The organism is Curtobacterium sp. MCLR17_051 (assembly GCF_003234395.1).
GTDB lineage: Bacteria > Actinomycetota > Actinomycetes > Actinomycetales > Microbacteriaceae > Curtobacterium > Curtobacterium flaccumfaciens.
This window is the reverse complement of sequence record NZ_QKTA01000004.1, coordinates 104,400-128,625: the sequence shown is the minus strand read 5'-3', so window position 1 is coordinate 128,625 and position 24,226 is coordinate 104,400. Positions and strand designations below refer to the sequence as shown.

Sequence of the window (24,226 nt, the reverse complement as noted above, 5' to 3'; positions counted from 1 at the left end):
CGTCAGTCAACGTCCGAGGCGCGTATGTCGGTCTCGTGGGCCTCACTGGTCCCGCGATGATTGACGGTCGGCGCGAGGACGTTCGTGACTGCGGTTCGGCCGCGGTCGTGCCGGAGCTGGATCTTGATAGGCCGGCGCTGACGACGGACAAGCGGCGAGCACACCTAGCCGTTTCGGTACCGCCGCAAACGGTTCAGGCGCAGCTACTCGGTGGCCACGTCGAGCAAGACGCCCGACTGCGACTTGTACCCGCGTCTGAGCGGATGGGTGTCCAACTTGGCGAGCTTCAAGTCCCGTCGTGCGACTGCAACGAACGCGGCCACCTTCGCGGCTCGATCGGGGTTGGGCGCGCGTTTGGCGCCGTTGTTGAACGCGACGTTCTGCGCGTCCTGGAACCGAATCAGCTCAAGCGCCGCTTCGACCGTCTCCTGCTTCCCGATCATCTCGATCCGGACGTAGGCGTCCCAGACGTCGTCGCGGAGATTCCGCGACTTCTTCGTCAGCTTGGTCACGGCCGCTTGGTCTCCTCGCTTCGAGGCCTGGTCCCGGAGGCTGAAGACCTGCGAGCGCTTACTGAAGGCCGAAAGGAAGTCGGAGTACGCGGTGGCGCGCTCGGTCCGATCCAGTTTCCGCACCTCCCACCAACTCGTCACCAGCACCGACGCGACCGTGGCCGCCGCCGCGCTCCCCAACCAGCCAAGTATCAGTTCAGCGCCCACGGGTCCCCCATCAATCAGCTGTCGAGTCGGTGTCTCGGGCATACTGTAGGGCGAATTTGGCTGATCGACCACTTTCCTGTTTGCGGGTCACGGTCAGCCTCGACGCACACCAAGGGTCGGGCTGTGGTGAGCGCATCGGTCGGCACACGATGAGGAAGATCCCGGCGTGATTCTCTCTCGTGCTTGATGCGGATACAGAGTGTGAGCGCGGAGTGAACTGATTCAGCTGACGCCGGACCAACCGCCGACGTTCGGGGCTCTGCACACCCGACACGCGGAAAACCTTCGACTCGGCGCGCTGATCGTTCAACGACAAGGCCCCGGCTGGGAGCCGGGCGTGTCGGGTGCCCACTACCGTTTGCAGCAAGAGGTCATAGCCTTTGGGTCGGAATCGAGGGCGGAAGTGGACCTGAGGCTGGGTGGGAACTGCGATGGGATCAACCTCCACCGGGGTCTCACCTCCTGAGGAGCAACGGGGCGGAGCGCAGGAAGCAGATCGGCACCATAGTGAGGTCTCAGCCGATCCGCCGCATCCGCCCAATCCCTCGATCCGCTGAGCCGCGTTGAGCTTCGGTCAATTGCGAGCGGCGGAATCAAAGTCGAGGAACGAGCCCACGAAGGCCTCCGGTTGCTCCTCGTCGACGCAGCGGCCACTGCCGGGGCACCAGCTTGCTGTGACGGTGTCGGCATTCTCCACGTTTCGACGGTCGCGGCTGCGGCAACTGAACCCCCGTAAGCTGACACGAATCACGTCGGCCTTCGTCGACAGCCGCTCGCCCGGAACTCGGCGCCGTACACGCCGCGCTCCGAGCGTCCGACTAGAACGTCGGCAGAGACAGCAGGTTGTTGCTCCACGCTCCGTCCGCATACGTGCGAAGGTAGGCGGGCTTCCCCGTGGGGTGCACCGTTCCAACCTGCGTCTGCTCGGCGCCGGAACCGACGTACGCGCGGCCGTTGCTGTCGTCGATCCAGACGACCACGGAGCTAGTCGTACCGGATCCGACTTCTCCGGTTCCGATGGCAACCCATCGAACGTGGGAGATGTGTTCGTGGTCGCGAACGCCGTTCGCCAGCCGGATGTGAGTGATGCGGATTGACATTGGTAGTCCTCCATTCGTGGAGGCGCGGGTCGCCTCCTGAGTGCGATACTCGGTCGAACCACCGACTTTGCGTCGAGCAAGTCCGCCGTAGCCAGCGTCCTGGGGCACCAACCCGAAGGGTGGCACTCAACACGGCCGCCCCTCCGAGGACCGCTGTGCGATCGTTCTTTCATGAGCACGAAGGCCCTGCCGTCAGGAACTGAGACCGACCGTTTCGCCGACTTAGCGGGATGCTGGGCAGATCTGCGCCTCACGACCGAGCTTCTGACCGCCGCACGAAGCATCAACGCTGGATCTGAGAACGCCGCCACCGTGACGTCTGGTCTCGGCGAAGCAGCGATCATGAGCTACGCGAGGTGCTTCAGCAAGGGGCGCCGAGCGAACCTCACGGAGCGGGTCGTGCCGGAGGATGCCCTCCCAGTGCACCAGCTCGTCCTCGCCCTCCGAGACAAGTTCACTGGCCACTCCGTCAACGCCATGAGCCAAGCGGTGGTCACCGGGCAGACCGAGAACTGGCCGGATCGGGCGAGTATCCGAGGTCTCGCGTTCCGCGCGCACGTCCAGCGCAGTCTCGTCCTCGACATGATGCTCCTCGTCGCAACAGTGCGCGACTCACTCGCTGACCAGGTTGAGGCGTCGCGACTCGCGGTTCAGTCCGCGCACGATGATCTCGACGCGTCTGGTTTGCATCGACTCGGAGATATCCGTCTCTTGCCGGCCTCGGTGCCCGACTACGACTTCATCCGAGCCCGCCGGTCAGGGCAAGCTAGCGGCCAAGTCCTGATCCCCATGGTCGGCGTACCGGCCGCAGGAGGAGAACCCGTCGCAACCATCACAATCGTCTAACCAGCAAAGCAATCTGGGCAAGCCAACCAAGAAGTTCGGTTCCCGCACCGGCTGCGCGAGGTAGCAAATGCGCTAAGGCCGTGGCCACGATGCGCCGCCGACGCTCATACGACTCAGCCGTCGACGGATCCGGACGGAAGACACACAGCAACACCGGCTCGAACCAGATATCCGGGGCAACCGCTTGCGCTGACACGTCCCCGATCCCGCAATGCTGGCACACCCCCTGCCGACGCAATCCTGGAACGAGCGCTACCGCGGCACACAGATCATCCGCATCACGCAGGGAAGGCTGCACCCCCATACGTGCCCCCAGCACCTCAACTTCATCGCCCGGCCCTTGCGGGGCGAATCCGTGACCCAATCCAACTCCCGGTCCCACGCGCGCGCCGACTTGTTCCGACGGAGGCCGCCGCTTTCAACCACGTCGGACATCACCACAGCGTATAGATCCGACAGCTCTTCACGCAGCTCGGCCATCAGGCACTCCTTCCGACCACAACGAGGTCGAAACGGTAAGGAGCTGGCCTGGTTTTTCAGTGCGTCGGCCTGCCCCATCAACCGCGCGTATGACCGCGGGACCGGAGTACTCGCTCTGGCGAATGAGCCGTTCTGGCCTCAACCATAGCTACCGCCAGCTCGGCTTATTCTCCGCGTCATCTTCGCCTTCGGACGTGTGCGCGGTAAGACCCCACACTGGACGAACCGGCAGGTCTTTGAGGACGATACGAAGCTTCGTCGCGGTGTCCTCGTCGATCAACGCCCGGCTGCTGTCAACGATGGCACGAACGCCCGCGACGATCCGATCTGAGGTAAGCGCCTCACGCCGATCTCCCGTTCCCAAGGAAGGCGGGTCAGCAACGATTCGGGCGTTGTTCAACGCCTGCCACTGCTCGACAAGGAACCGTACCGCGGCGAGCATCGCGATCTGTCGTGCTCGCGCTTCGGCGAGAGTCATGGTCCCTGAATCGGTTTGAGGGGTGGCGGCGGCACCCTCGCTACCGGGAGCGATCAAGGCCTGCGGCGAAACGTTCTCTGCCGTCGTCGCTTCGATTGTTGCGCTACCCCGTTTCGACCAGCGGAGCTTCATGGCGGGCCACGCTCGGTCGGACCACCAGTCAAGGAACAGAGGTGTGCCAACTTCGATGACAGCGGTGCCTGCGGCGACCAACGCCACCGCGAGCAACTCGCTGACGAACTCGCCTGTCGACGTTGAGTCTCGATTCGCTGCGGGTGATTTGCTGAGACCTTGGTCCTCCTCGAGATTCCGAAGCTCGAGAAGCGCTAAGGGGGGACCAGCCAACTTGTTCGTACCGTTCTCGAACAGCAAGGTCCTCACAGCACCGGTCGAGTCTCGTGCCACCCGGAGATGATGACCGTCTGGCACGAAGATCTTCGCCGCTTGCCAGTTCCCGTGTTCTGAATCGCTTCTGCCCAAGAGCCTCTCCTTTGCAATCGCGAGATGGAGCATAACCAGCGAGTCTGCCCTTGCTGGGTTGGGCCTCTGCTTCCATCCTCGCGTCGGTTCAGTACGCGATTGCTCCGAGGATGGAAGGCGCCCGGGGTTGGTTCACTCTTATCCCAGCTCGACGTCTTCATCGGCGCGGATCGAACTACTGCCCCGGAGGCGTTCCGCTGCTCGAGGACTGACGAGGAGCCCGTGAACCACAGGATCGTCACCCTGCCGCGTAGGCGAGGTACTTCTCGAAGGGCGTGCGCCACTCTTCCCACCGGTATGGAATCGGATCCACGGACCGGTGCCCCGCGTGTGTGAGCACGAGTTCGGCTTTTGCCCGTGAGGCCGCGACGAAGAACTCGGACAGGGTGGCGCGTTCCTTGCCGGACTTGGACCAGAACGTCTCGTGCTCGACGCCCAGGACGATGACCTTCTCGAACTCGAGTCCCTTGCACTTGTGGATCGTGAGCACGCGAATTGCGTCTGGCTCGGCGAGCCTGCGCACGGCCGCGGCGACTCCGTCACCGGCGACGATGCGCTCTTCAAGGAGCATGAGTGTGTCGTCGATGATTTCGTAGTACCGGTTGCCCTGGGTATAAGCGGCAGACAGGGCGTTGACGGTGGGACGGCCGACCATCGTCAGGAAGTTCTCGACGAGCGTGCGCCAGTCGTCGATGCCGCTGCCTTCGGCGTCCCTCGCCGCTGACGTAGAATCCCGCAGGAATCGCTTGATTCGGCTGTCGAAGCGGAGGGCAGCTTCCTCGGTCGTGCTTAGCCGCGAGCTGAGACGGAGAAGACGGCTGTAGGCGTCCGGTTCTCGGGCTCCGGTGACCACCCTGAGGAAATCGACGATCAGCTCGGCGAGCGGTTCTGCCAGCGAGTTCTGTGTCACCTGCTCGTTCCGGAACGCGATTCCGTTCCTTTCTAGAGCCCACATGAGCTGCTGCCCGAGCAGGTGCGGTTGCTGTCGAATCAGCACGGCGATCTCGCCCATAGGGACCCCGTCATCGAGCCAGGTCCGAATCAAGCCGGCCACTGCGTCAGCCTCCTCCCGATCACTGTCGAACGCAAGGACCCGGACCGTCCCCTCATCGCCGGCGGTCTCGTCGGCGGGCACGGCGGACGTCTCGTCGAGATCGGCGACGATGCGGTTCACCACGCGCCGCACCTCAGGTGCCGAGCGCCGGTTTTGGTACAGAGTGAAGGGGACTGCGTCGAAGTCGGCGGTGTAGTGATCGAGAACGTCGTCGCTGGCGTCGGGAACCCATCCCATGATGCGTTGATTGAAGTCCCCGACCGCAGTGACGACCGCGTCGCCGTCCTGGAACAGGCGCCGCAGCAGCTCGTACTGCGGACCAGTGGTGTCCTGGAACTCGTCTAGGAACACGTGACCGTACGCCTTCCGGGTAACGCGCGCGGCGAAGTCGTTCTTGTCGAGGATCTTCACTGCGAGCGGCACGAGATCGTCGAATGTGATCTGACGCCCAGCTACGCGGACCTTCTCGTCCAATGCATAGTCCGGGTCGAGACGATCGGGCCCTTGCAGGGCAGGCAGAAAGTTGTCGACGAAGCGTTTCGCGAAGGCGGCGAAGGTGAGACTGTCGACGCGGGCCGCTCCGCTAGCTCCGGTGCGCGCTCGCACACGTTCGCGGAGGTTGCGTGCAGCATCCACTTTGAATGACAGCGCCAGAATGCGCCGCGGGTACGGTGAGAACCCGGTGCGCAGCAGAAAGTCCGCCCGCTGCGCGAGCATCTCGGTCTTACCGGTGCCGGGGCCTGCGGAGACGAAGGTGTTCCGCGTCTGCTCGGTCGCGGCGCTGCGCGCGTTCGGTTCGAGTGAGAAGCCGCCGGTCGCCTCCCAGTCGGCAGGGTCGATCATTCCGGAAGTCCCTGTAGCTCCGTCCGGACCCGCGCGACGAGGCGGTCGAAGACGGCGGGCATGCCCGCCACAAGAGTCGCGTCATCGAGATCGGTGAGCGCGGCGAGGTGGCTCGCAGGCTTGCTGTGGAGGTCGAACTGGTCGTGGTAGTCGTCGAAGAGGTCGAGGACGCCGCTGCCGAGCTGCTGCGCGTTGGACGCTTTCTTGCCGAGTACGGCGGCGACGATGTTTGGGTCGGGAGGTGTAGGGGTGACGCCGTAGGCAGACGGGAACGCCTCCATCATCATCAGGTCGAGGTCGACTGGCGCGGAGAAGAACACGCCCTCCTTCTCGAACGCACTCAGTACCTTCCCGCCGTACTTCGGGAACGCTCTCGTAGCGTTCCACTTCGGGATGCGGTCCATCACGTCCGAAAAGGGATTCCGGTCGAGCTTCGCGAGTTCCTTCGCGGTCGTCTTCACACGTCCCCAGCCGCCGCCGAATCGGCCGCTGTCCAGATCCAGCAAGGTCAGGTGCGGGATCTCAAGTTCATGCAGGAGCCGCCAGAAGTGGTGCACGTGACGGCCACCGAGCGGTACAACACAGACGGAGGCGTCGTCTTCGAGGATCCCAGCGGCAGCCAGGACACGAGGCAGAACCACCAGCTCGCTGTCGCCCTCCCCGAGAATCACGAGCCGGGAGAAGTACAACTCAGGAAACGCTTCGACCGCGCCACGCACGTACTTCGCGGCAGCGTCACTCGCGGCAGGAAGGGTGATCCCGCGGACGGTGGTCTCGTTGCGACGGTTCAAGCGGAGGAACCGGATCGACTCCGGTGGAACACGACGCACCACGGTGGGCGCGTGGGTCGCGATCACCGACTGCACGGTACCCGTCGCCGCGGCCGCGCCGAGCTGGCTGATGATGCGACCGAGGTACTGCGGCGCGAGGCTATTTTCAGGTTCCTCCAGTGCGATGATCGTGTGCACCGGCGGGCGGAGCTTGTCCGCATCGAGGGAGGTCTCTTCTCCCGACAGCACGCGGACGGACAGCGCTTGCCATCCCAGGACGAGCGCGATGTAGAGCAGGGACTGCTGACCGTCGCTGAGCCTGTCGAACGGGAGGGGCCCTTCAGACTGGGTCGGCGTGAAAGTCACGGTGAGGAGGCGGAGGATACCCTCGAGTTCGCCTCGACCGAACGCGATCGACGGGTCGGAGTAGAAGTTGCCCTTGTATAGCTCGTTCCATTGCTGCTTCAAGCCCAAGGCGATACTCGCGACGGCGTCGTTGCCACCGAGCACGGTCGAGATGTCTGTCGACAGGTCTTTCAGCGCGTCCCGCTCGGACGTCCAGTCGGCAGCCCGGAGGGTGCGTCCGATCAATGACGCTGCGGTGAACGAGATGTGGTCGCTAGGGTCTCGCCGCGCGGGGAGGTAGTGGACCTCGATGTGTCGTCGGTCTAGCCGCGGCATCTCGACGGTCGTGACAGGTTCGCCGTCACCATCGACCTGCAAGACATACTCCACCGACTCCTCAACGAGTCCGTCGGCCGCTACCGTCGCGGTGAGCCGGATCCGAGTTCTCGGGGGAGCGTCGTCGGCGTCGATTCGCATGTGCGCGGCGAAAGCCTCGATAGCGGGTGTTCTCTCGTCTCCCTCAATCTCGGGGTAGTCGATGTCGACCTCAATCCACAGCGTCGAGGCGGGGTCACCGAGCATGCCGTCAGTGAAAGACGCGTGGAAGTCCTCCGGGCGGACGCGCTGTTGCGCGGCGATCGGGCTGAACAGACGCGAGAGCGCCTCGAGCACGACGGTCTTGCCGGATCCGTTCGGCCCAAGCACGTAGGTGACGTCAACGAGGTCGACCGTCTGCGGGATGGGGCCGAACGACTGAAAGTTGGACAGTCGGATCGATGACACGCGCACGGTTTGTCCCTTCAGGGCGAGCGGCCAATCTGACCCCTCTCAGCGACCGCATTAGGCAGTCTTGGTTGTCCGACCAGGTTACGGTACGTATACGTCCATCGCTGTCACAGTGCGGGCCACCCATCGCGGCGGTGCTCCCATGCAGTGCGTAACGACACCTAGCGCCGTTCTTCGGCCTCGCCACCACCGCTGCCATTTCGCAAGTCACGCAATTTGTCGCTCACAGCGCCGACGACACTTTGTGCTTTCCGGCGACACTTTGCGCCGTCGTGCACACCCATGCGCTTACTGCGGCATGTCAACGAACCGCGAGAACATCCCGTGGAAGGCCACGGTGATGGTGTCCGTCGGTCCGTTACGGTGCTTCGCCACGATCAGGTCCGCCTCACCCTGACGCGGGTTGTCCTTCTCGTACGCCGACTCACGGTGCAGCAGGATGACCATGTCAGCGTCCTGCTCGATGGAGCCGGACTCACGGAGGTCGGAGATCGCCGGCTTCTTGTCGGCGCGCTGCTCCGGACCACGGTTCAGCTGCGACAGGGCGATGACGGGCACCTGGAGCTCCTTGGCCATCAGCTTCAGGGCACGCGAGAACTCGGAGACCTCCTGCTGGCGGCTCTCGACCTTCTTGCCCGAGGTCATCAGCTGCAGGTAGTCGATGACCACGAGCTTCAGGTTGTGCTGCTGCTTGAGTCGACGGCACTTGGCGCGGATCTCGACGAGCGTCATGTTGGGGGAGTCGTCGATGAAGAACGGGGCGTCGTTGATGCGACCGCGGGTCTGCGCGATGGTGGTCCAGTCGCGGGAGTCCACGGTGCCCTTGCGCATGTTCTGCAGCGGCACGCTGGTCTCGGCGGAGAGCAGACGCATCGCGATCTCGGCGCGACCCATCTCGAGCGAGAAGAAGGCGGCGGTCTGGTCGTGCTTGATCGCGGCGGCGCGGCACAGGTCGAGCGCCAGCGTCGACTTACCGAGGGCGGGTCGGGCAGCGACGATGATGAGCTGTCCGGGGTGGAAGCCGTTCGTCAGGCCGTCGAGCTGCGCGAACCCGGTCGGCACGCCGGTCATCTGGCCGTCGCGGCCCTTGGCGGCCTCGATCTCGTCGAGCGCGGCCGAGATGGCGTCGGTCAGCGGGACGTAGTCCTCGGTCTGCACACCACCGGCGACGTTGTAGACCTCGGCCTGCGCGCTGTTGACGAGGTCGGTGACCTCACCCTCGGACGCATAGCCCATCTGGACGATGCGAGTGCCGGCGTCCACCAGGCGGCGGAGCACCGCCTTCTCGGCGACGATGCCGGCGTAGTAGCCGGCGTTCGCGGCGGTCGGCACCATGCTCGTGACGCTGTGCAGGTACTCGGCGCCGCCGGCGCGGGACAGCAGCCCGGTCTTGGTCAGCTCGTCGGTGACGGCGATGACGTCGGTGGGTTCACCGTGCGAGTAGAGCGACAGGATGGCGTCGAAGATGACCTCGTGCTTGGGGACGTAGAAGTCCACGCCACGGGCCGTCTCGATGACGTCGGCGACGGCGTCCTTCGACAGGAGCATGCCGCCGATGGTCGACTGCTCCGCGAGCATGTCGTGCGGCGGGGTGCGTTCCATGCCGCGCTCCGCGTAGTCCTGCGGTGCGGGCTCAAGATGTGCGATCGACACACGCTCTCCTCTGTTGACGACACGGACCTGGACCGGCGGGACAGCACCCACCGGCCGAAACCCGCACCCCTGTTTCTACCCCCGGCAACCGACATCCCCGAGTCGCTGGGCCAACGTACGGCCCCAGAGTTATCCCCAACAAACGGCCCTGTGGATAACTCTGTGGAGAGCCTGCGGAACACGCCGGAGCGCTGTGTGGAGAACTGTGGACGGACCTGTGGAAAAAGACACGTGCGAACACACTTTCGACCACTTGACCTGGGGTTTTCTGTTGCACACGGTGTGTGGAAAAGTGGGGTTCAAGTACCCCTTGAAGGTTCCGATTTGACACGTTTCCACTGTGTAAAACGACTTGACAAGGACCCCTCCTGTGGGAAGAGTTCTCGGCCTGTTCCCAGCCAGCGCGACCCCGTCTGAACCGTAACCAGCCAGCCCGAGTCGAGCCGCGCCTCCAGGCCCGTGACCATGTCGGCGACAGCCGTGGGACAAGCCGCGCGACCGCCCCCGGAACGCAACGACGGGCGGGCCTCCCTGAGGAGACCCGCCCGTCGTGGAGCGGAACGTCAGTGCTACTTGGCAGCGACGACCTTGAGCGAGATCACGGCAGTGATGTCCTCGCGCAGGCGCACGGTGGCCTCGTGGTCACCGACGGTCTTGATGGTCGCGGGGACCTCGACCTTGCGCTTGTCGAGCGAGCCGACGCCCTGCGCCTGGACGGCGTCAGCGACGTCGCCCGGACGGACGGAGCCGAACAGACGACCGTCCTTGCCGGCCTTGACCGACAGGGTGATGGTCGCGTTCTCGAGCTTCATCTTGAGGTCCTGTGCCTCTTCGATGGTGGCGAGCTCGCGCGCGGTACGCGCGGCACGGATCGACTCGACCTGCTTCTCGCCGCCCTTGGACCACGCGACAGCGAAGCCCTGGGGGATGAGGTAGTTGCGGGCGTAGCCGTTCTTGACGTCGACGACGTCACCAGCGGAACCGAGGCCGGAGACCTCGTGGGTGAGGATGAGCTTCGACATGTGTCGACCTCCGATCAGCGGCCGGAGCCGGCGTAGGGGAGGAGCGCCATCTCACGGGCGTTCTTCACGGCACGGGCGATGAGGCGCTGCTCCTGGACGGAGACGCCGGTGATGCGACGGGCGCGGATCTTTCCACGCTCCGAGATGAACTTGCGAAGGGTCGCAACGTCCTTGTAGTCGATGACGCCGACCTTGATCGACTTCGCGGGAGCAGCGTTCTTGCCGCCCTTGCCGCGAGGCTTCCGGCGGTCGCCGGTGCTCTTTCCAGCCATAGTGATTTGTCCTTAGAAGAAAAGTTGTGTGTCCGTCGGAACGCTGAGGATCAGAACGGGGTCTCGTCGTCGAAGTTGCCGCCGGGGGTGCTCCACACGTCGTTCGACTGTGCGTTGCCGCCACCCTGCTGGCCGCCCTGGGGAGACCAGGGCGCGTCCGACTGACCGCCACCGTTGTTGTTCCAGTTGCCGCCGCCGTTGCCCGCGGGGGCGCTGCCGCCACCGCCGACCTGGCCACGACCGCCGCCACTGCCACCCGCTGCGCGGGTGATCTGTGCGGTCGCGTAGCGGAGCGACGGGCCGATCTCGTCGACCTCGAGCTCGATGCTCGTGCGCTGCTGGCCCTCACGGTCCTGGTAGGAACGCTGACGCAGACGACCCTGCGCGATGACGCGCGAGCCCTTCGTCAGCGACCCCGCCACGTGCTCGGCGAACTCGCGCCACACACTCGCGCGGAGGAACAGCGCATCGCCGTCCTTCCACTCGTTCGCCTGACGGTCGAACGTGCGAGGGGTCGACGCGATGGTGAAGTTCGCCACGGCGAGCCCGTTCTGCGTGTAGCGCAGCTCGGGGTCCGCGGTGAGGTTGCCCACCACCGTGATGACGGTTTCGCCGGCCACGGGTTACTCGGCGCTCGCGGTCGCGGTTGCGGAGGCGTTGGCGGCCTTGCGGGCCGCGCGAGCCTCGTCACGCTGCTTCTGGGCGGCGACCTGCGCGATGCCCTCTTCAGCGCGGAGGACCTTCGTGCGGAGCACGGCCTCGGAGAGACCGAGCTGACGGTCGAGCTCCTTGGCGGCCTCGGGCGACGACGTGAAGTCGACGACGGCGTAGATGCCCTCGGACTTCTTCGCGATCTCGTAAGCGAGCCGGCGACGGCCCCAGACGTCCACGTTGTCGACGGTGCCACCCGCGTTGCGGATCACGGCCAGGAACTTGTCCAGGCTGGGAGCGACGGTGCGCTCATCGATCTCGGGGTCGAGGATCGCCATCAGTTCGTACTGGTGCATGCGGAACCCACCTCCTCTGGTCTCAGCGGCCCCGGGCGGTTCCCGGGGCAGGAGGGTTGATGCATGTGCCCCAGACCACGCAGGTGCGCGAGGGGCAACCTGGGTAGCCTACCGGACTGCCTGGAGGCGCGCCACCGGCCTGTGGAGAGCGGTCCCGCCCGTTAGGCGGTCGCGTCTCAGGCGCTGGTGTCGCCTCGGGTGCTCCACCACTCGCGCAGGCGCTCCTCGGCCGTCTCCGGCCCGAGGGGCCCTTCGTCCATCCGGGCCTCGAGCAGGAACCGGTAGGCCTCGCCCACGGCACGCCCCGGCGGGATGTCGAGGATCCGCATGATGTCGTCACCGGTCAGGTCCGGACGGATCGACTCGAGCTCCTCCTGCTTGGACAGCACCTTGATGCGGTCCTCGAGGTCGTCGTAGGCGAACGCCAGCCGGTCGGCCTTGCGGCGGTTGCGGGTGGTGACGTCCGAACGGGTGAGCTCGTGCAGCCGTTCGAGCTGGGGTCCGGCGTCACGGACGTAGCGGCGGACGGCGGAGTCGGTCCAGGCGCCCTCGGTGTACCCGAAGAAGCGCAGGTGCAGCTCGATCAGGCGGGACACCGCGGCGATGGTGTCGTTGTCGAAGCGGAGCGCGCGGAGTCGCTTCTTCGCCATCTTCGAGCCGACCAGGTCGTGGTGGTGGAAGCTCACGGCGCCGCCGGGCTCGAGCTTGCGCGTCGCGGGCTTGCCGATGTCGTGCAGCAGCGCCGCGAGCCGGAGCACGGTGTCCGGGGGATCGCCGGCGTGCCGCTCGGCCTCGTACCCGATGGCCTGCTCGAGCACGGTGAGGGAGTGCTCGTAGACGTCCTTGTGGTGGTGGTGCTCATCGACCGCGAGCCGCATCTCGGGCAGCTCGGGCAGGAACCGCTCGGCGAGGCCGGTGTCGACGAGCAGCCGGAGGCCGGGGACCGGGTCGTCGGTGTTGAGCAGCTTGACGAGCTCGTCGCGGACCCGCTCGGCGGACACGATGTCGATCGATGCGACGAGTTCCTCCATCGCGGCCCGCACGTCGTCGTCGACGGTGAAGCCCAGTTGGGAGGTGAACCGTGCGGCACGCATCATCCGCAGGGGGTCGTCGCGGAACGAGACGACCGCGGTCTGGGGCGTCCGGAGCCGAGCGGCGAGCAGGTCCTCGACGCCGCCGTGCACGTCGACGAGCTCGCGGTCCGGCAGCCGCAGGGCCATCGCGTTGACGGTGAAGTCGCGACGGAGCAGGTCGTCCTCGATGGTGTCGCCGAACGCGACCTCGGGCTTGCGGGTCTCGCCGTCGTAGACGTCGCTGCGGTACGTGGTGATCTCGACCTGCTCGCCGGCGACCCGTGCGGCGATGGTGCCGAACTGACGACCGACGTCCCAGGTGGCACTCGCGATGGGTTCGACGATCCGCAGGATGTCGTCCGGCCGGGCGTCGGTGGTGAAGTCCAGATCGGTCACCGGACGGCCGAGGAACGCGTCACGGACGGGGCCGCCGACGAGGGCGAGTTCGTGTCCGGCGTCGGCGAAGGCCCGAGCGAGGAGGTCGACGGGCTCGGTGGTGGCGAGTGCGTCGAGTCGTTCGACGGCCTGGGCAACGGACTGCATGACGGTGCTCATCCTCCCAGATCGAGGCCCCGAGTTCTCCACAAGCCGCGCGCGCACGGGACCTGTTCATGGTCGCGCCTCATACACTCGTGCTCGGCCCGAACCGACCCCGTGGCCCGCTCCCCGTATGCAGATGCTCCGCACCACGCTCGCCGCAGCCGCGTCGACCCTCGTCGCGCTCGGCCTGGTCGTCGCGCCCGTCACAACCGATCACGCCTCGGCCGCCACAGTGTCCGCAGCCAAGAGCCACGTCGCCGATCCGGCCGCCGCAGACGCGGGCAAGGCGACCATCTCGATCGCCCCCGCGAACCGTGGCGTCGTCCAGCGCGACCAGGACCTCACCCTGTCGGTCACCGTCACGAACGACACCGACGCGGCGCTGCCGGCCGGCACCGCGGAGTTCGACATCTTCCGCTCGGTGAGCACGCGTGACGTCCTGGCGAGTTGGCTCAGCGACACCACCACGACCGGTTACCTCGGCGCCCCGATGGACTCCGTGGACATCCCGGCGATCCCGGCGCACCGATCGATCACCATCGACTCGGTCGAGATCGTCTCCGGCAACGTGGCGCTCGGCGGGTACTCCTCGTTCGGCGCCCGGCGCATCGCGGCCGAGTACACGGCGGGCGACGCCTTCGCCGTCGACCGCTCCGCCATCACCTGGTACCCGGACTTCGAACAGGCTCCGGTCAGCGTCTCCGTCGCGATGCCGATCACCCTGCCGAAGTCGACCGACGGCATCCTCACCGCGCCCGTGCTCGCTGCCGCGACCTCGGTCGACGGCACGCTCACGCAGCAGCTCGACGCCGCCGAGGACCACAACGTCGCCGTGGCCGTCGACCCGCGGATCATCGCCTCGATCCGGATCCTCGGCGACAACGCCCCGTCGAGCGCGATCACCTGGCTACAGCGTCTCGAAGGACTGCGCAACGAGACCTTCGCGCTGCCCTACGCCGACGCCGACGTCACCGGCCTGCGCCAGGCCGGGTCCGACGGCATCCTGGCGCCGATCTCCCTCGACCAGTCCGTCAAGTCCGAGAACTTCCCCGGCGCCGAGACCCCGGCACCGACTCCGACGGCAACACCGGGGCAGACCTCGTCGCCGGCCCCCACCGAGGCCTCGAGCGGCACCACGACCGACGACGGTACCGACCAGGCGCAGGAGACGCTGCCGACCACGGAGTCCCTGCTCGACTTCCCGTACTCGATGGACTCGATCGCCTGGCCGACCGAGGGCACGGTGTCCTCCGCCGACCTGCCCGCCCTCGAGCGTGCCGGCACGAAGATCACCATCGTCTCGAGCGGCAACACCTCGGCCGGCGCGGACACCACCATCACCGCGTCCGAGAAGATCGGCGACGACCACGTGCTCGTCTCCGACCAGTCGATGTCGTCGATGCTCCGCCGAGCCGCCGCCACCACCGACCGGCAGACCTGGTCGTCGACGATGTCCGAGCTCACCGCGACGCTGGCCACCTCGGCCCGTGCCGCCACTGCCACGGGGCCGATCCTGCTGACCCTCGGGCGCGAGTGGCCGTCCGACTCCACCCGGCTCAGCCAGGCGCTGGACGCCCTCGAGAGCACCGCCTGGGTCGCCCCGGCCGACCTCTCCACCGCCTCGAAGGCCGTCGCCGGGTCGCTCACGCTCGCCAGCGCGTCCACCGGCGAGGCCCGGATCGACCAGCTGCAGCGACTCGTGCGGGGGGAACAGGGGCTCTCCGCGTTCGCGACGATCCTCGGCGACCCGAACCAGCTGACCGCCCCGGCTCGGCTCCGTCTGCTCGCGCTCGCCTCGAACGCGTGGCGCGACGACGACCAGGGGCTCGCCGCCGCGGTGGAGGCCCGAACGGCCGCCTGGGCGAAGAGCACCACCGAGGTCGGCATCGTCGACTCGAGCAGCCTCACCCTGCTCGGCGACCGGTCGTCCCTGCCGGTGTCGATCCGCAACAGCTCCGCCTACCCGGTCACGGTGCACCTGTCCGTGCAGCCGTCGAACTCGGCGCTGCGGGTGGTCCGCAACGACATCGTCGTCGAGATCCAGCCCGATTCCTCCACCCGTGCCACCGTCCCCGTGCAGTCGGTCGCGAACGGCAAGGTCGAGTTGACGATGTCGCTCTCGAGCCCGACCGGCGTCGCCGTGGCCCAGCCCGCGACCGTCGAGCTGAACGTGCAGGCGCAGTGGGAGACGGTCATCACCGCGGCCGCCGCGATCGCGCTGATCGGCATCTTCGGCTTCGGCATCTTCCGCAGCATCCGCAAGCGCATCCGCCGCCGCAACGGCGAGCTCGACGACGAGGACGACGACGACCCGAACCGTCCCCTGGCGGTCCAGCCGACGGTCGGGGGCGCGCAGGCGTCCACCACCCGGCCTGGAGGCACGGATCACCGCTCCGGAGCGGCCCCCGCACCCAGCGTGGCCGCGTCCACGGCCGGCGCGGCCACCGGAGCGGCGGCCGCAGCCCCGGCTGCAGCGGCGACCGCGGCGGTGGACCAGAGCCTCCTGCAGGACGCCATCGCGCGCGCCGGAGCCGAGCCGAGCCTCCCGTCCGATGCCGCACGCAACACCGTCGCGGACGACCGCGACCCCGAGGAGCCGACCATCAGCACCAGCCAGCCCCAGCCCGACGTCGACGCCGAGCCGGTCGCCGAGCGCAGCCTCGGCCGGGCGAGCGCGATGCTGGCCGCCGGCACGATGCTGTCGCGCATCCTCGGCTTCGCGAAGACCTTCGTGCTGGCGTACGCGATCGGGCAGACGCAGTCACCGGCGGCGGACGCGTTCGCGGTGTCCAACCAGCTCCCGAACAACATCTACGCGCTGATCGCGGGTGGCCTGTTGTCCGCCGTGCTCATCCCGCAGATCGTGCGTGCGATGAAGCAGCACACCGACGGTGGCACGGCCTACGTCAACAAGATCGTGACGCTCGGCGGATCCCTGTTCATCGTCATCGCCGTCGTCGCGACCCTGATCGCCCCACTGCTCGTGCAGGTGTACGCGCAGACCGCGTCAGGCGAGGGCAAGGGGTTCACGCCCGGTCAGATCGACCTCGCGGTCGCGTTCGCGTTCTGGTGCCTGCCGCAGATCCTCTTCTACGCGATGTACTCCCTGCTCGGTGAGGTCCTCAACGCGAAGCAGGTGTTCGGCCCGTTCACGTGGGCGCCGCTCATCAACAACGTCATCTCGATCGCCGGGCTCGTCGTCTTCATCGCCATGTTCGGTGGCAGGGCCGCCAACTCCGGCGTCGACGACTGGACTCCGCTCAAGATCGCCGTCCTCGCCGGCAGTGCAACCCTGGGCGTGCTCGCTCAGGCCGCCTTCCTGCCGTTCTTCTGGCGCCGGGCTGGCCTGAGCTTCCGACCTGACTTCCGCTGGCGCGGCGTCGGCCTGAAGTCCACGGGCACCGCGGCGGGGTGGCTGTTCGCGATGATCCTCGTCACCCAGCTGGCCGGCATCGTGCAGTCACGCGTCGCATCGCTGGGTTCCGGTGCCGCGGGCAACGCGGTGCTGCAGAACGCCTGGCTGCTCTTCATGCTGCCGCACTCGATCATCACGGTCTCCATCGCGACGGCGTACTTCACACGGATGAGCCACGACGCGGAACGCGGCGACCTCGACGCTGTGCGGAAGAACCTGTCGCTCTCGCTGCGGATCGTCGGACTGTTCACCGTCTTCGCCTCGATCGCGCTGATGGTCGTCGCCGTGCCGTTCGGACGCATGTTCTCCAACACCTTCGACGGGGCGCTGTCGATCGGCGCGGTCCTGCTGGCCTACATGCCGGGGCTCGTGCTCTTCAGCATGTTGTTCATCATCCAGCGCGTCTTCTGGGCGATGCACGACCACCGGACGCCGTTCCTCATGCAGTGCGTCCAGTCGGTGCTGTTCGTGATCGGTGCCCTCGCGGTCAGCACGCTCCCGAACGAGGCGATCGGCGTCGCGATCGCAGCGTGCACCACCCTCGCGGGCACCGCGCAGACGATCGTCGCCCTGGTGCTCGTCCGCAAGCGGCTCGGTGGCATCGAAGGACCCGTGGTCACCCGTTCGCACGTGCAGTTCGTCATCGCCGCGCTCATCGCGGGCGTCGTGGGACTCCTCGTCGTGAACTTCTTCGGGTCGTTCTCGGCGAGCGGCTTCGCGATGGCCGACTTCACCGGAGCGGCCATCACCCTCGTCCTCGCCGGCGCGGTGATGGCAGCCGTGTACTTCGGAGCCCTCGTCGTCGCGAAGAACGGCGAGATCGGCAACGCCGTCCGGATGCTCCGCAGCAAGCTCGGCCGCTGATCCCTGCCGGGCACCGCACGCTTACGGGGCGTGTGGAATGCCTCGCCGGTACGATGGGTTGACCCGGTCAGACGCAACGGAAGGGCAATCAGGCATGCGCCAGCTCATCATCATCGGTTCCGGCCCGGCCGGGTTCACCGCCGGCATCTACGCAGCGCGCGCAGAGCTCAAGCCGCTCATCGTCGCCTCCAGTGTCGAGACGGGCGGTGAACTCACCAAGACGACCGAGGTCGAGAACTTCCCGGGCTTCCCCGAGGGGATCCAGGGCCCCGACCTCATGATCAAGATGCAGGAACAGGCCGAGAAGTTCGGTGCCGAGGTCCTGTACGACGACGCCGTCTCCGTCGACCTCACCGGCAAGGTCAAGAAGGTCACCGTCGGCTCCGGCGAGACGTACGAGGCCCTCGCGGTCATCTACGCCACCGGCTCGGCCTACCGTCACCTCGGGCTCCCCGACGAAGAGCGCCTGTCCGGCCACGGTGTCTCGTGGTGCGCGACCTGCGACGGCTTCTTCTTCCGACAGAAGAACATCGCTGTCGTCGGTGGTGGCGACTCCGCGATGGAAGAGGCAACGTTCCTCACCCGCTTCGCCGACAAGGTGACGGTCATCCACCGCAAGGACTCCCTGCGTGCGTCGAAGATCATGCAGGACCGCGCGATGAACGACCCGAAGATCGAGTTCGCCTGGAACAAGGAGGTCACCGGCATCACGGGTGACACCGCGGTCGAGGGTGTCACGCTCAAGGACACCGTGACGGGCGAGGAGTCCGAGCTCGCGCTGGACGGCCTGTTCATCGCGATCGGCAACGACCCGCGCACGCACCTGATCCACGGCCAGATCGACATCGCGCCCGAGGGCACGATCGCCGTCCAGGGCCGTTCGTCGAAGACCAACCTGCCGGGTGTCTTCGCCGCCGGTGACGTCATCGACCCGTCCTACCGTCAGGCCATCACGGCTGCCGGTTCGGGCACGGTCGCCGCGCTCGACGCCGAGAAGTACCTCGCCGAGCTCGACGACGCACTGACGGACGAGGCCGAGGGCGTCGCCCCGACCGAGCCCGCCATGGTCGACGTCATCGCCGCCCGGGCCTGACCCGCCTCGGAATACCACGACGGCATCGCCGTTGTACCCCCTGAACGACTTCTCGAAGGAGCACACATGTCCAACGCCAAGGCTGTCACCGACGCCACCTTCTCGGACGAGGTCCTCAAGTCCGACAAGACGATCCTGGTCGACTTCTGGGCCGAGTGGTGTGGCCCGTGTCGCGCGGTCTCGCCGATCCTCGACCAGATCGCCGAAGAGCACGCCGGCAAGATCGAGATCGTGAAGCTCAACGTGGACGACAACCCCCAGTCCGCCATGAACTACCAGATCACGTCGATCCCGGCGATGAAGGTCTTCAAGGGCGGCGAGGTCGTCAAGACCGTCATCGGCGCCAAGCCGAAGCCCGCGCTCGAGGCCGACCTCGCCGAGTTCCTCGCGTAGGTCGCTCCACCCGAACGGCCCCGCTCTCCCCGGAGAGCGGGGCCGTTCTCGTCCGGAGCCACCGGATGACGATCGGCCCCGTCGCGGAACCCTGGTTCCCCGGGCCGATGTCGTAGTGTGGCGGGAATGTCCCACTGAACGGAGCACTCGATGACGAACGGCAACAGCCTCGACCCCTGGTACGACTCCTACGCCCAGCGCACCGCCGGGCTGAGCGCCTCCGAGGTCCGAGCACTGTTCGCCGTCGCCTCGCGCCCCGAAGTGGTCTCGTTGGCCGGTGGCATGCCGTTCGTCTCCGCGCTCCCCAGAGAGCTCGTCACGGGCTCCCTGGACCGTGTCATGAACGAGCACTCCGCCATGGCGCTCCAGTACGGCGGCGGACAGGGCCTGCGGTCCCTCCGTGAGCACATCGTGGACGTCATGAGCCTCGAGGGCATCCGTGCCAGCGCCGAGGACGTCGTGGTCACCACGGGCTCGCAGCACGCCCTCGACCTCGTCACACGGCTCTTCATCGATCCGGGTGACGTCGTGCTCGCCGAGTCGCCCTCCTACGTCGGCGCGATCGGGGTCTTCCGGTCGTACCAGGCCGAGACGGTGCACATCACGACGGACGAGCTCGGTCTCGTCCCCGAGGCGCTGCGCGAAGCGATCGCGAACCTCCGCGCCCAGGGCAAGCGAATCAAGTTCCTCTACACGATCCCGAACTTCCACAACCCGGCAGGCGTCACGATGAGCCGCGAGCGCCGCATCGAGGTGCTCGACATCTGCCGGTCGAACAACATCCTCGTGCTCGAGGACAACCCGTACGGGCTCCTCTGGTTCGACGAGCCGGCGCCGCAGGCGATCCGATCGATCGACGAAGAGGGCGTGGTGTACCTCGGCTCCTTCTCGAAGACCCTCGCACCGGGCTTCCGCGTCGGCTGGGCGCTCGCACCGCACGCCATCCGCGAGAAGCTCGTGCTCGCCAACGAATCGGCCGTGCTCGCGCCGAACTCCTTCGGCCAGTACGTCGTGAACGCGTACCTCGACGCCGCGGACTGGAAGGGTCAGGTCGACACCTTCCGGGGCATCTACGCCGAGCGCCGTGACGCCATGCTGTCCGCACTGGGGGAGTTCCTGCCCGACCTGTCCTGGACGAAGCCGAACGGCGGCTTCTTCGTGTGGCTGACCCTGCCCGAGTCACTCGACTCCAAGGGCATGCTGCCGCGCGCGGTCAAGGAGCTCGTGGCCTACACGCCCGGCACGGCCTTCTACGCCGACGGACGCGGCGGCGGACACATCCGTCTGTCGTTCTGCTACCCGACGCCCGAGCAGATCCGGGTGGGCGTCAAGCGACTCGCCAACGTCGTCAACGACGAGCTCGAACTGATCGAGACGTTCGGCCCGACGACCCGCCCGAACACCGTGGTCCGCGAGACGTCGTCCGTCAGTGCACCGCCCCCGAACATCTCCTGATCAGCGCTTTCCTCGGTACTGATCGCACAGCACCGCAGTTCCACACCGGAGGACCCCGCATGGCCGAGCTCACCCGTCGTCACGTCGTCGTCGTCGCCGGAGGCATCTCGCACGAACGAGATGTCTCCCTCCGCTCCGGTCGTCGGGTCGCCGACTCACTGACCGGCTACGGCTGGCAGGTGGACCTGCGCGACGCCGACGCGATGCTCCTGCCGGCTCTCGCCGATTCACGCCCGGACGTTGTGTGGCCGGCCCTGCACGGCGCCTCCGGTGAGGATGGGGCCCTGCGGGGCATCCTGGAGGCCGTGGACATCCCGTTCGTCGGCTCACGTTCGACGTCGGCCCGGTTGGCATGGGACAAGCCGACGGCGTCAGCGCTGGTCGCCCGCGCCGGCGTCCGTACCCCTCGTTTGGTGACGCTCTCCCACGACGTGTTCCGCGAGCTCGGCGCTGTCGGCGTCCTCGAGGCCATCGCGACCGAGCACCCGGTACCGCTCGCCGTGAAGCCGGCGCGCGGCGGAAGTGCGCAGGGCGTGACCCTCGTCGATGACGTCAAGGACCTGCCCCGGGCCATGGTGACGGCGTACACGTACTGCGACGACGTCGTGGTCGAGCAGCTCATCCGTGGCACCGAGGTCGCCGTGGGGATCATCGACACCGGAGACGGCCCCGTGGCGCTCTCCGCCGTGGAGATCGTGCCGCGCAACGGTATCTACGGCTTCGAAGCGCGCTACAACGCGGGGGAGACGACCTTCTACACCCCCGCACGACTGTCCGACGAGTTCGCCGGAGCAGCCGCGGAGGCTGCGGTTGCCGCGCACGTGGCTCTGGGACTCCGGCATCTGTCCCGCGTCGACCTGATCATCGACGGGGCTGGGACGCCCTGGTTCCTCGAGGCGAACGTGCTCCCCGGGCTCACCGAGACGTCACTGCTGCCGCAGGCGCTGTCCGCGTCCGGGTTCGACCTCGGCTGGACCTACGCCGAGCTCGCCGAGCAGGCCATCCGGGACCACCGCGCCTGACCCTGCAGCCGATGTTCCACGTGGAACACCGGCACGTGCTCTGCACCTGCCCCTCGAACGGGCCGAGATGTTCCACGTGGAACGACGGCATTGAGTGACTTCCCTGCTTCGCGAGGCGAGCTGTTCCACGTGGGACATCTCGCCGTGAGGATCCTCACTCAGCGCCGGCGTTGGCGCCCGGCGCGTTCGGCGGGCCCCGAGGCGCCCGAACCGCGTGAACAGACGATCGGAGAGGCCTTGACGTCAATCTCAACGTTTCGCTACCGCACGCCCTTGTTCGCAAGCATCGAAGCTTCGACTCCCTCAACTCGCAATCCGACGTAGCGCGTCGGATCGTCCGCTCTGCAGTAGCGGCTGGCGGAACGCGATCCCTCCAGAGCGATCTCACGGAACCTCGGGTCGACCGCTCGGAAGAACGTCCCTCGGATCGCTGGCATGAAGGGCGAGCCGATGGTGGTCACGTCGACACCATCTCACCTGAGGCCAACCACCCTCACTGCTGGAGCGGCCGCGTCGGGCACGCTGTGTTGCCACCAGAGCTGCCGGATTGAGTCGCAGGTGCGCCGACCCCAGCCCGACCGTCGCAGGGGCTCACAGCGCCGCACAACGCCGCGCACAGGCTGGTTCAGCCCTCGAGGTCCTCTACCCCGAGCTCACCGAGGATCCGGTTGAGGTCGTCGCCGTTCGCGAAGTCGATCGTGACGGAACTCTTGCGAGCACCGACCGCGATCTTCACCCGCGTGTTCAGGCGGTCGCCGAGCCGCTCAGCGAGATCGTTGAAGTGCGCCTGACGCTTCGACGGTTCGGTCTTCGGCTTCGCCGGCGGCGTCTTCGCGGAGAGTTGCTGCGCGATCGCCTCGGCAGCACGGACAGACAGGTCCTCGTTGACGATCTTCTCGGCCAGGTACTCCATCGCTTCGGCGTCCGGAGCGGCGAGGATGGCGCGCGCGTGTCCGGCAGAGAGGACGCCTGCGGCCACCCGCCGCTGCACGGGGGAGGGGAGGCGCAGGAGTCGGATGGTGTTCGTGATCTGCGGGCGCGATCGACCGATGCGCTGCCCGAGCTGTTCCTGGGTGATCCCGAAGTCGGCGAGGAGCTGCTGGTACGCCGATGCCTCTTCCAAGGGGTTGAGCTGCGCCCGGTGGAGGTTCTCGAGCAGGGCGTCGCGCAGCATCGCGTCGTCGGGGGTGTCCTTCACGATCGCGGGGATCGTGCTCAGGCCGAGTTCCTTCGTGGCCCGCAGACGGCGCTCACCCATGATGAGCTCGTACTGGGGCTCGGTGCCCGTCGCGCCGGGGATCGGCCGGACGACGATGGGCTGCAGGACACCGATCTCGCGGATCGAGTGCACGAGCTCCTGGAGCTCCTCCTCGCGGAACTCCTTCCGCGGCTGTTGCGCGTTCGGGATCACGTCCAGCGGATTGAGGTTTGCGAGACGAGCCCCCGGCACGGCCACCAGCTCGTCCGCCGTCGGAGCGGATGCCGGCGAGCCACCGGTCGGGAAGAACACGTCGACGGGACGGTCCTGCTGATCGGTCGCCGTCGGGATCAGGGCGCCGATGCCTCGGCCGAGTCCGGTTCGCTTCGGTGCCATCAGTGCTTCGCTCCTCGTGCTGCGATCTCGGCGGCCGCTTCCAGGTAGGACAGCGACCCGGTGGAGTTCACGTCGTAGGCGACGACGCTCTGGCCGTAGCTCGGTGCTTCGCTCACGCGGACGGAGCGCGGGATCATCGCCTTGAGGACCTGGTCACCGAAGTGCTCCCGGACGTCGTTCGCCACCTGGTTCGCCAGGTTCGTGCGACCGTCGTACATGGTCAGCAGGATTGTAGAGACTCGGAGGTTCGGGTTGAGGTGTCGCTCGATCAACTCGATGTTCCGCAGCAGCTGGCTCAGTCCTTCGAGCGCGTAGTACTCGCACTGGATCGGGATGAGCACCTCCTGCGCGGCAACGAAGGCGTTGATCGTCAACAGACCCAGTGACGGCGGGCAGTCGATGAAGACGTAGTGGTACGGCTCGTCCAGCGACTGCAGGTACATGTCGAGCGCGGTCCGGAGACGCTGCTCACGTGCCACCAGTGACACGAGCTCGATCTCGGCGCCGGCGAGGTGAATGGTGGCCGGCACACACCAGAGGGTGTCCGACTCGGGGGAGGCCTGCACGGTGTCGGCCATGGGTGCCTCGTCGACGATCACGTCGTAGATGCTCGCGACCTCCGCCTGGTGATCGACGCCAAGCGCGGTCGAGGCATTACCCTGCGGATCCAGGTCGATGACCAAGACACGAGCGCCGCCATGGGCGAGGCCCGCTGCCAGGTTGACGGTCGTCGTCGTCTTGCCGACGCCACCCTTCTGGTTCGAGACGGTGATGATCCGTGTCTCGGAAGGGAGCGGGAACTGCTGCGTGGCGATCGCGCGCCGGCGGCGATTCAGGTCGGCGATCTCCCGAGCGAGCGGTGTCGACGCGTCGTAGTCGGTCGATGAACTCAACGAGTGCCTCTTCCCCGGTTCGATGTTTC

Annotated in this window: 20 protein-coding genes; 6 read left to right on the top strand and 14 right to left on the bottom strand. The window is 66.9% G+C overall.

The genetic code is table 11. The features are described from left to right. Positions 1-203 precede the first annotated feature (203 nt). The 3 genes from DEJ06_RS05885 to DEJ06_RS05880 form a co-directional block, all read right to left on the bottom strand. On the bottom strand, positions 204-719 hold the full coding sequence (locus tag DEJ06_RS05885; protein ID WP_111038701.1) for a hypothetical protein: 516 nt from the start codon (positions 717-719) through the stop codon (positions 204-206). Between the two features lie 574 nt (positions 720-1,293). Continuing rightward, the gene (locus DEJ06_RS18555; protein WP_258372376.1) at positions 1,294-1,416 is read right to left on the bottom strand and encodes a hypothetical protein; all 123 of its coding nucleotides are present in this window, start codon (positions 1,414-1,416) and stop codon (positions 1,294-1,296) included. A gap of 121 nt (positions 1,417-1,537) precedes the next feature. Further along, positions 1,538-1,819 (bottom strand): DUF3892 domain-containing protein, encoded by a 282-nt coding sequence (locus tag DEJ06_RS05880; RefSeq protein ID WP_111038700.1) that lies wholly within the window; start codon positions 1,817-1,819, stop codon positions 1,538-1,540. A 171-nt stretch (positions 1,820-1,990) separates the two neighbouring features. On the opposite strand from DEJ06_RS05880, the gene DEJ06_RS05875 reads away from it, so the two are divergent. Beyond that, entirely contained in the window at positions 1,991-2,665 is a 675-nt protein-coding gene (locus tag DEJ06_RS05875) for a hypothetical protein (protein ID WP_111038699.1), read from the top strand. Between the two features lie 628 nt (positions 2,666-3,293). On the opposite strand, the gene DEJ06_RS18010 is transcribed toward DEJ06_RS05875, so the two are convergent. From DEJ06_RS18010 to DEJ06_RS05825, 9 genes are all read right to left on the bottom strand, one after another. After that, the gene (locus tag DEJ06_RS18010; RefSeq protein ID WP_146245794.1) at positions 3,294-4,136 is read right to left on the bottom strand and encodes a hypothetical protein; all 843 of its coding nucleotides are present in this window, start codon (positions 4,134-4,136) and stop codon (positions 3,294-3,296) included. Positions 4,137-4,341: 205 nt separating this feature from the next. Next, positions 4,342-6,000, bottom strand: a complete 1,659-nt coding sequence (locus DEJ06_RS05860) for a UvrD-helicase domain-containing protein (protein ID WP_111038696.1) — start codon at positions 5,998-6,000, stop codon at positions 4,342-4,344. Beyond that, a complete protein-coding gene (locus tag DEJ06_RS05855) occupies positions 5,997-7,898 on the bottom strand; it encodes an ATP-dependent endonuclease (RefSeq protein ID WP_220036485.1) in 1,902 nt (633 codons plus the stop codon). Before DEJ06_RS05855 ends, DEJ06_RS05860 begins: the two co-directional genes overlap by 4 nt. Before the next feature lie 291 nt (positions 7,899-8,189). Continuing rightward, positions 8,190-9,554 carry a replicative DNA helicase gene (gene dnaB / locus DEJ06_RS05850; RefSeq protein WP_031260130.1) on the bottom strand — a complete coding sequence of 455 codons (1,365 nt, stop codon included), beginning with the start codon at positions 9,552-9,554 and terminating at the stop codon, positions 8,190-8,192. Positions 9,555-10,123: 569 nt separating this feature from the next. Then, the gene (rplI, locus tag DEJ06_RS05845) at positions 10,124-10,576 is read right to left on the bottom strand and encodes a 50S ribosomal protein L9 (protein ID WP_027466901.1); all 453 of its coding nucleotides are present in this window, start codon (positions 10,574-10,576) and stop codon (positions 10,124-10,126) included. 14 nt (positions 10,577-10,590) lie between these two features. Continuing rightward, positions 10,591-10,848, bottom strand: a complete 258-nt coding sequence (gene rpsR, locus DEJ06_RS05840; protein WP_017887834.1) for a 30S ribosomal protein S18 — start codon at positions 10,846-10,848, stop codon at positions 10,591-10,593. Between the two features lie 50 nt (positions 10,849-10,898). Beyond that, a complete protein-coding gene (locus tag DEJ06_RS05835) occupies positions 10,899-11,468 on the bottom strand; it encodes a single-stranded DNA-binding protein (protein WP_111038694.1) in 570 nt (189 codons plus the stop codon). 3 nt (positions 11,469-11,471) lie between these two features. Then, positions 11,472-11,855 carry a 30S ribosomal protein S6 gene (rpsF, locus tag DEJ06_RS05830; RefSeq protein WP_027466903.1) on the bottom strand — a complete coding sequence of 128 codons (384 nt, stop codon included), beginning with the start codon at positions 11,853-11,855 and terminating at the stop codon, positions 11,472-11,474. A 176-nt stretch (positions 11,856-12,031) separates the two neighbouring features. Continuing rightward, positions 12,032-13,471 (bottom strand): CCA tRNA nucleotidyltransferase, encoded by a 1,440-nt coding sequence (locus tag DEJ06_RS05825; protein ID WP_111038763.1) that lies wholly within the window; start codon positions 13,469-13,471, stop codon positions 12,032-12,034. Positions 13,472-13,604: 133 nt separating this feature from the next. On the opposite strand from DEJ06_RS05825, the gene DEJ06_RS18485 reads away from it, so the two are divergent. The 5 genes from DEJ06_RS18485 (at position 13,605) to DEJ06_RS05800 (ending at position 21,710) form a co-directional block, all read left to right on the top strand. Continuing rightward, complete coding sequence (locus DEJ06_RS18485; RefSeq protein ID WP_220036484.1) at positions 13,605-17,747, top strand: DUF6049 family protein; 4,143 nt, start codon at positions 13,605-13,607, stop codon at positions 17,745-17,747. A 94-nt stretch (positions 17,748-17,841) separates the two neighbouring features. Further along, positions 17,842-18,840: a thioredoxin-disulfide reductase gene (gene trxB / locus DEJ06_RS05815; protein ID WP_110863691.1), complete on the top strand. Its 999-nt coding sequence runs from the start codon at positions 17,842-17,844 to the stop codon at positions 18,838-18,840. Between the two features lie 66 nt (positions 18,841-18,906). After that, positions 18,907-19,233 carry a thioredoxin gene (gene trxA / locus DEJ06_RS05810; protein WP_017887828.1) on the top strand — a complete coding sequence of 109 codons (327 nt, stop codon included), beginning with the start codon at positions 18,907-18,909 and terminating at the stop codon, positions 19,231-19,233. Between the two features lie 150 nt (positions 19,234-19,383). Further along, the gene (locus DEJ06_RS05805; RefSeq protein ID WP_111038693.1) at positions 19,384-20,688 is read left to right on the top strand and encodes a PLP-dependent aminotransferase family protein; all 1,305 of its coding nucleotides are present in this window, start codon (positions 19,384-19,386) and stop codon (positions 20,686-20,688) included. Positions 20,689-20,747: 59 nt separating this feature from the next. After that, positions 20,748-21,710 (top strand): D-alanine--D-alanine ligase, encoded by a 963-nt coding sequence (locus DEJ06_RS05800; protein ID WP_111038692.1) that lies wholly within the window; start codon positions 20,748-20,750, stop codon positions 21,708-21,710. 625 nt (positions 21,711-22,335) lie between these two features. On the opposite strand, the gene DEJ06_RS05795 is transcribed toward DEJ06_RS05800, so the two are convergent. Together DEJ06_RS05795 and DEJ06_RS05790 are read right to left on the bottom strand one after the other, a co-directional pair. After that, positions 22,336-23,304: a ParB/RepB/Spo0J family partition protein gene (locus DEJ06_RS05795; protein WP_111038691.1), complete on the bottom strand. Its 969-nt coding sequence runs from the start codon at positions 23,302-23,304 to the stop codon at positions 22,336-22,338. Then, entirely contained in the window at positions 23,304-24,197 is an 894-nt protein-coding gene (locus DEJ06_RS05790; protein ID WP_269149421.1) for a ParA family protein, read from the bottom strand. Before DEJ06_RS05790 ends, DEJ06_RS05795 begins: the two co-directional genes overlap by 1 nt. Between the last annotated feature and the right edge of the window lie 29 nt (positions 24,198-24,226).

What these genes read in the sequence shown, in the direction of transcription:
- DEJ06_RS05880 (WP_111038700.1), bottom strand. Translation starts at nt 1,819, where the DNA reads ATGTCAATCCGCATCACTCACATCCGGCTGGCGAACGGCGTTCGCGAC.
- DEJ06_RS05875 (WP_111038699.1), top strand. Translation starts at nt 1,991, where the DNA reads ATGAGCACGAAGGCCCTGCCGTCAGGAACTGAGACCGACCGTTTCGCC.
- DEJ06_RS18010 (WP_146245794.1), bottom strand. Translation starts at nt 4,136, where the DNA reads ATGCTCCATCTCGCGATTGCAAAGGAGAGGCTCTTGGGCAGAAGCGAT.
- DEJ06_RS05860 (WP_111038696.1), bottom strand. Translation starts at nt 6,000, where the DNA reads ATGATCGACCCTGCCGACTGGGAGGCGACCGGCGGCTTCTCACTCGAA.
- rplI (WP_027466901.1), bottom strand. Translation starts at nt 10,576, where the DNA reads ATGTCGAAGCTCATCCTCACCCACGAGGTCTCCGGCCTCGGTTCCGCT.
- rpsR (WP_017887834.1), bottom strand. Translation starts at nt 10,848, where the DNA reads ATGGCTGGAAAGAGCACCGGCGACCGCCGGAAGCCTCGCGGCAAGGGC.
- rpsF (WP_027466903.1), bottom strand. Translation starts at nt 11,855, where the DNA reads ATGCACCAGTACGAACTGATGGCGATCCTCGACCCCGAGATCGATGAG.
- DEJ06_RS05825 (WP_111038763.1), bottom strand. Translation starts at nt 13,471, where the DNA reads ATGCAGTCCGTTGCCCAGGCCGTCGAACGACTCGACGCACTCGCCACC.
- DEJ06_RS18485 (WP_220036484.1), top strand. Translation starts at nt 13,605, where the DNA reads ATGCTCCGCACCACGCTCGCCGCAGCCGCGTCGACCCTCGTCGCGCTC.
- trxB (WP_110863691.1), top strand. Translation starts at nt 17,842, where the DNA reads ATGCGCCAGCTCATCATCATCGGTTCCGGCCCGGCCGGGTTCACCGCC.
- trxA (WP_017887828.1), top strand. Translation starts at nt 18,907, where the DNA reads ATGTCCAACGCCAAGGCTGTCACCGACGCCACCTTCTCGGACGAGGTC.
- DEJ06_RS05805 (WP_111038693.1), top strand. Translation starts at nt 19,384, where the DNA reads ATGACGAACGGCAACAGCCTCGACCCCTGGTACGACTCCTACGCCCAG.
- DEJ06_RS05800 (WP_111038692.1), top strand. Translation starts at nt 20,748, where the DNA reads ATGGCCGAGCTCACCCGTCGTCACGTCGTCGTCGTCGCCGGAGGCATC.
- DEJ06_RS05795 (WP_111038691.1), bottom strand. Translation starts at nt 23,304, where the DNA reads ATGGCACCGAAGCGAACCGGACTCGGCCGAGGCATCGGCGCCCTGATC.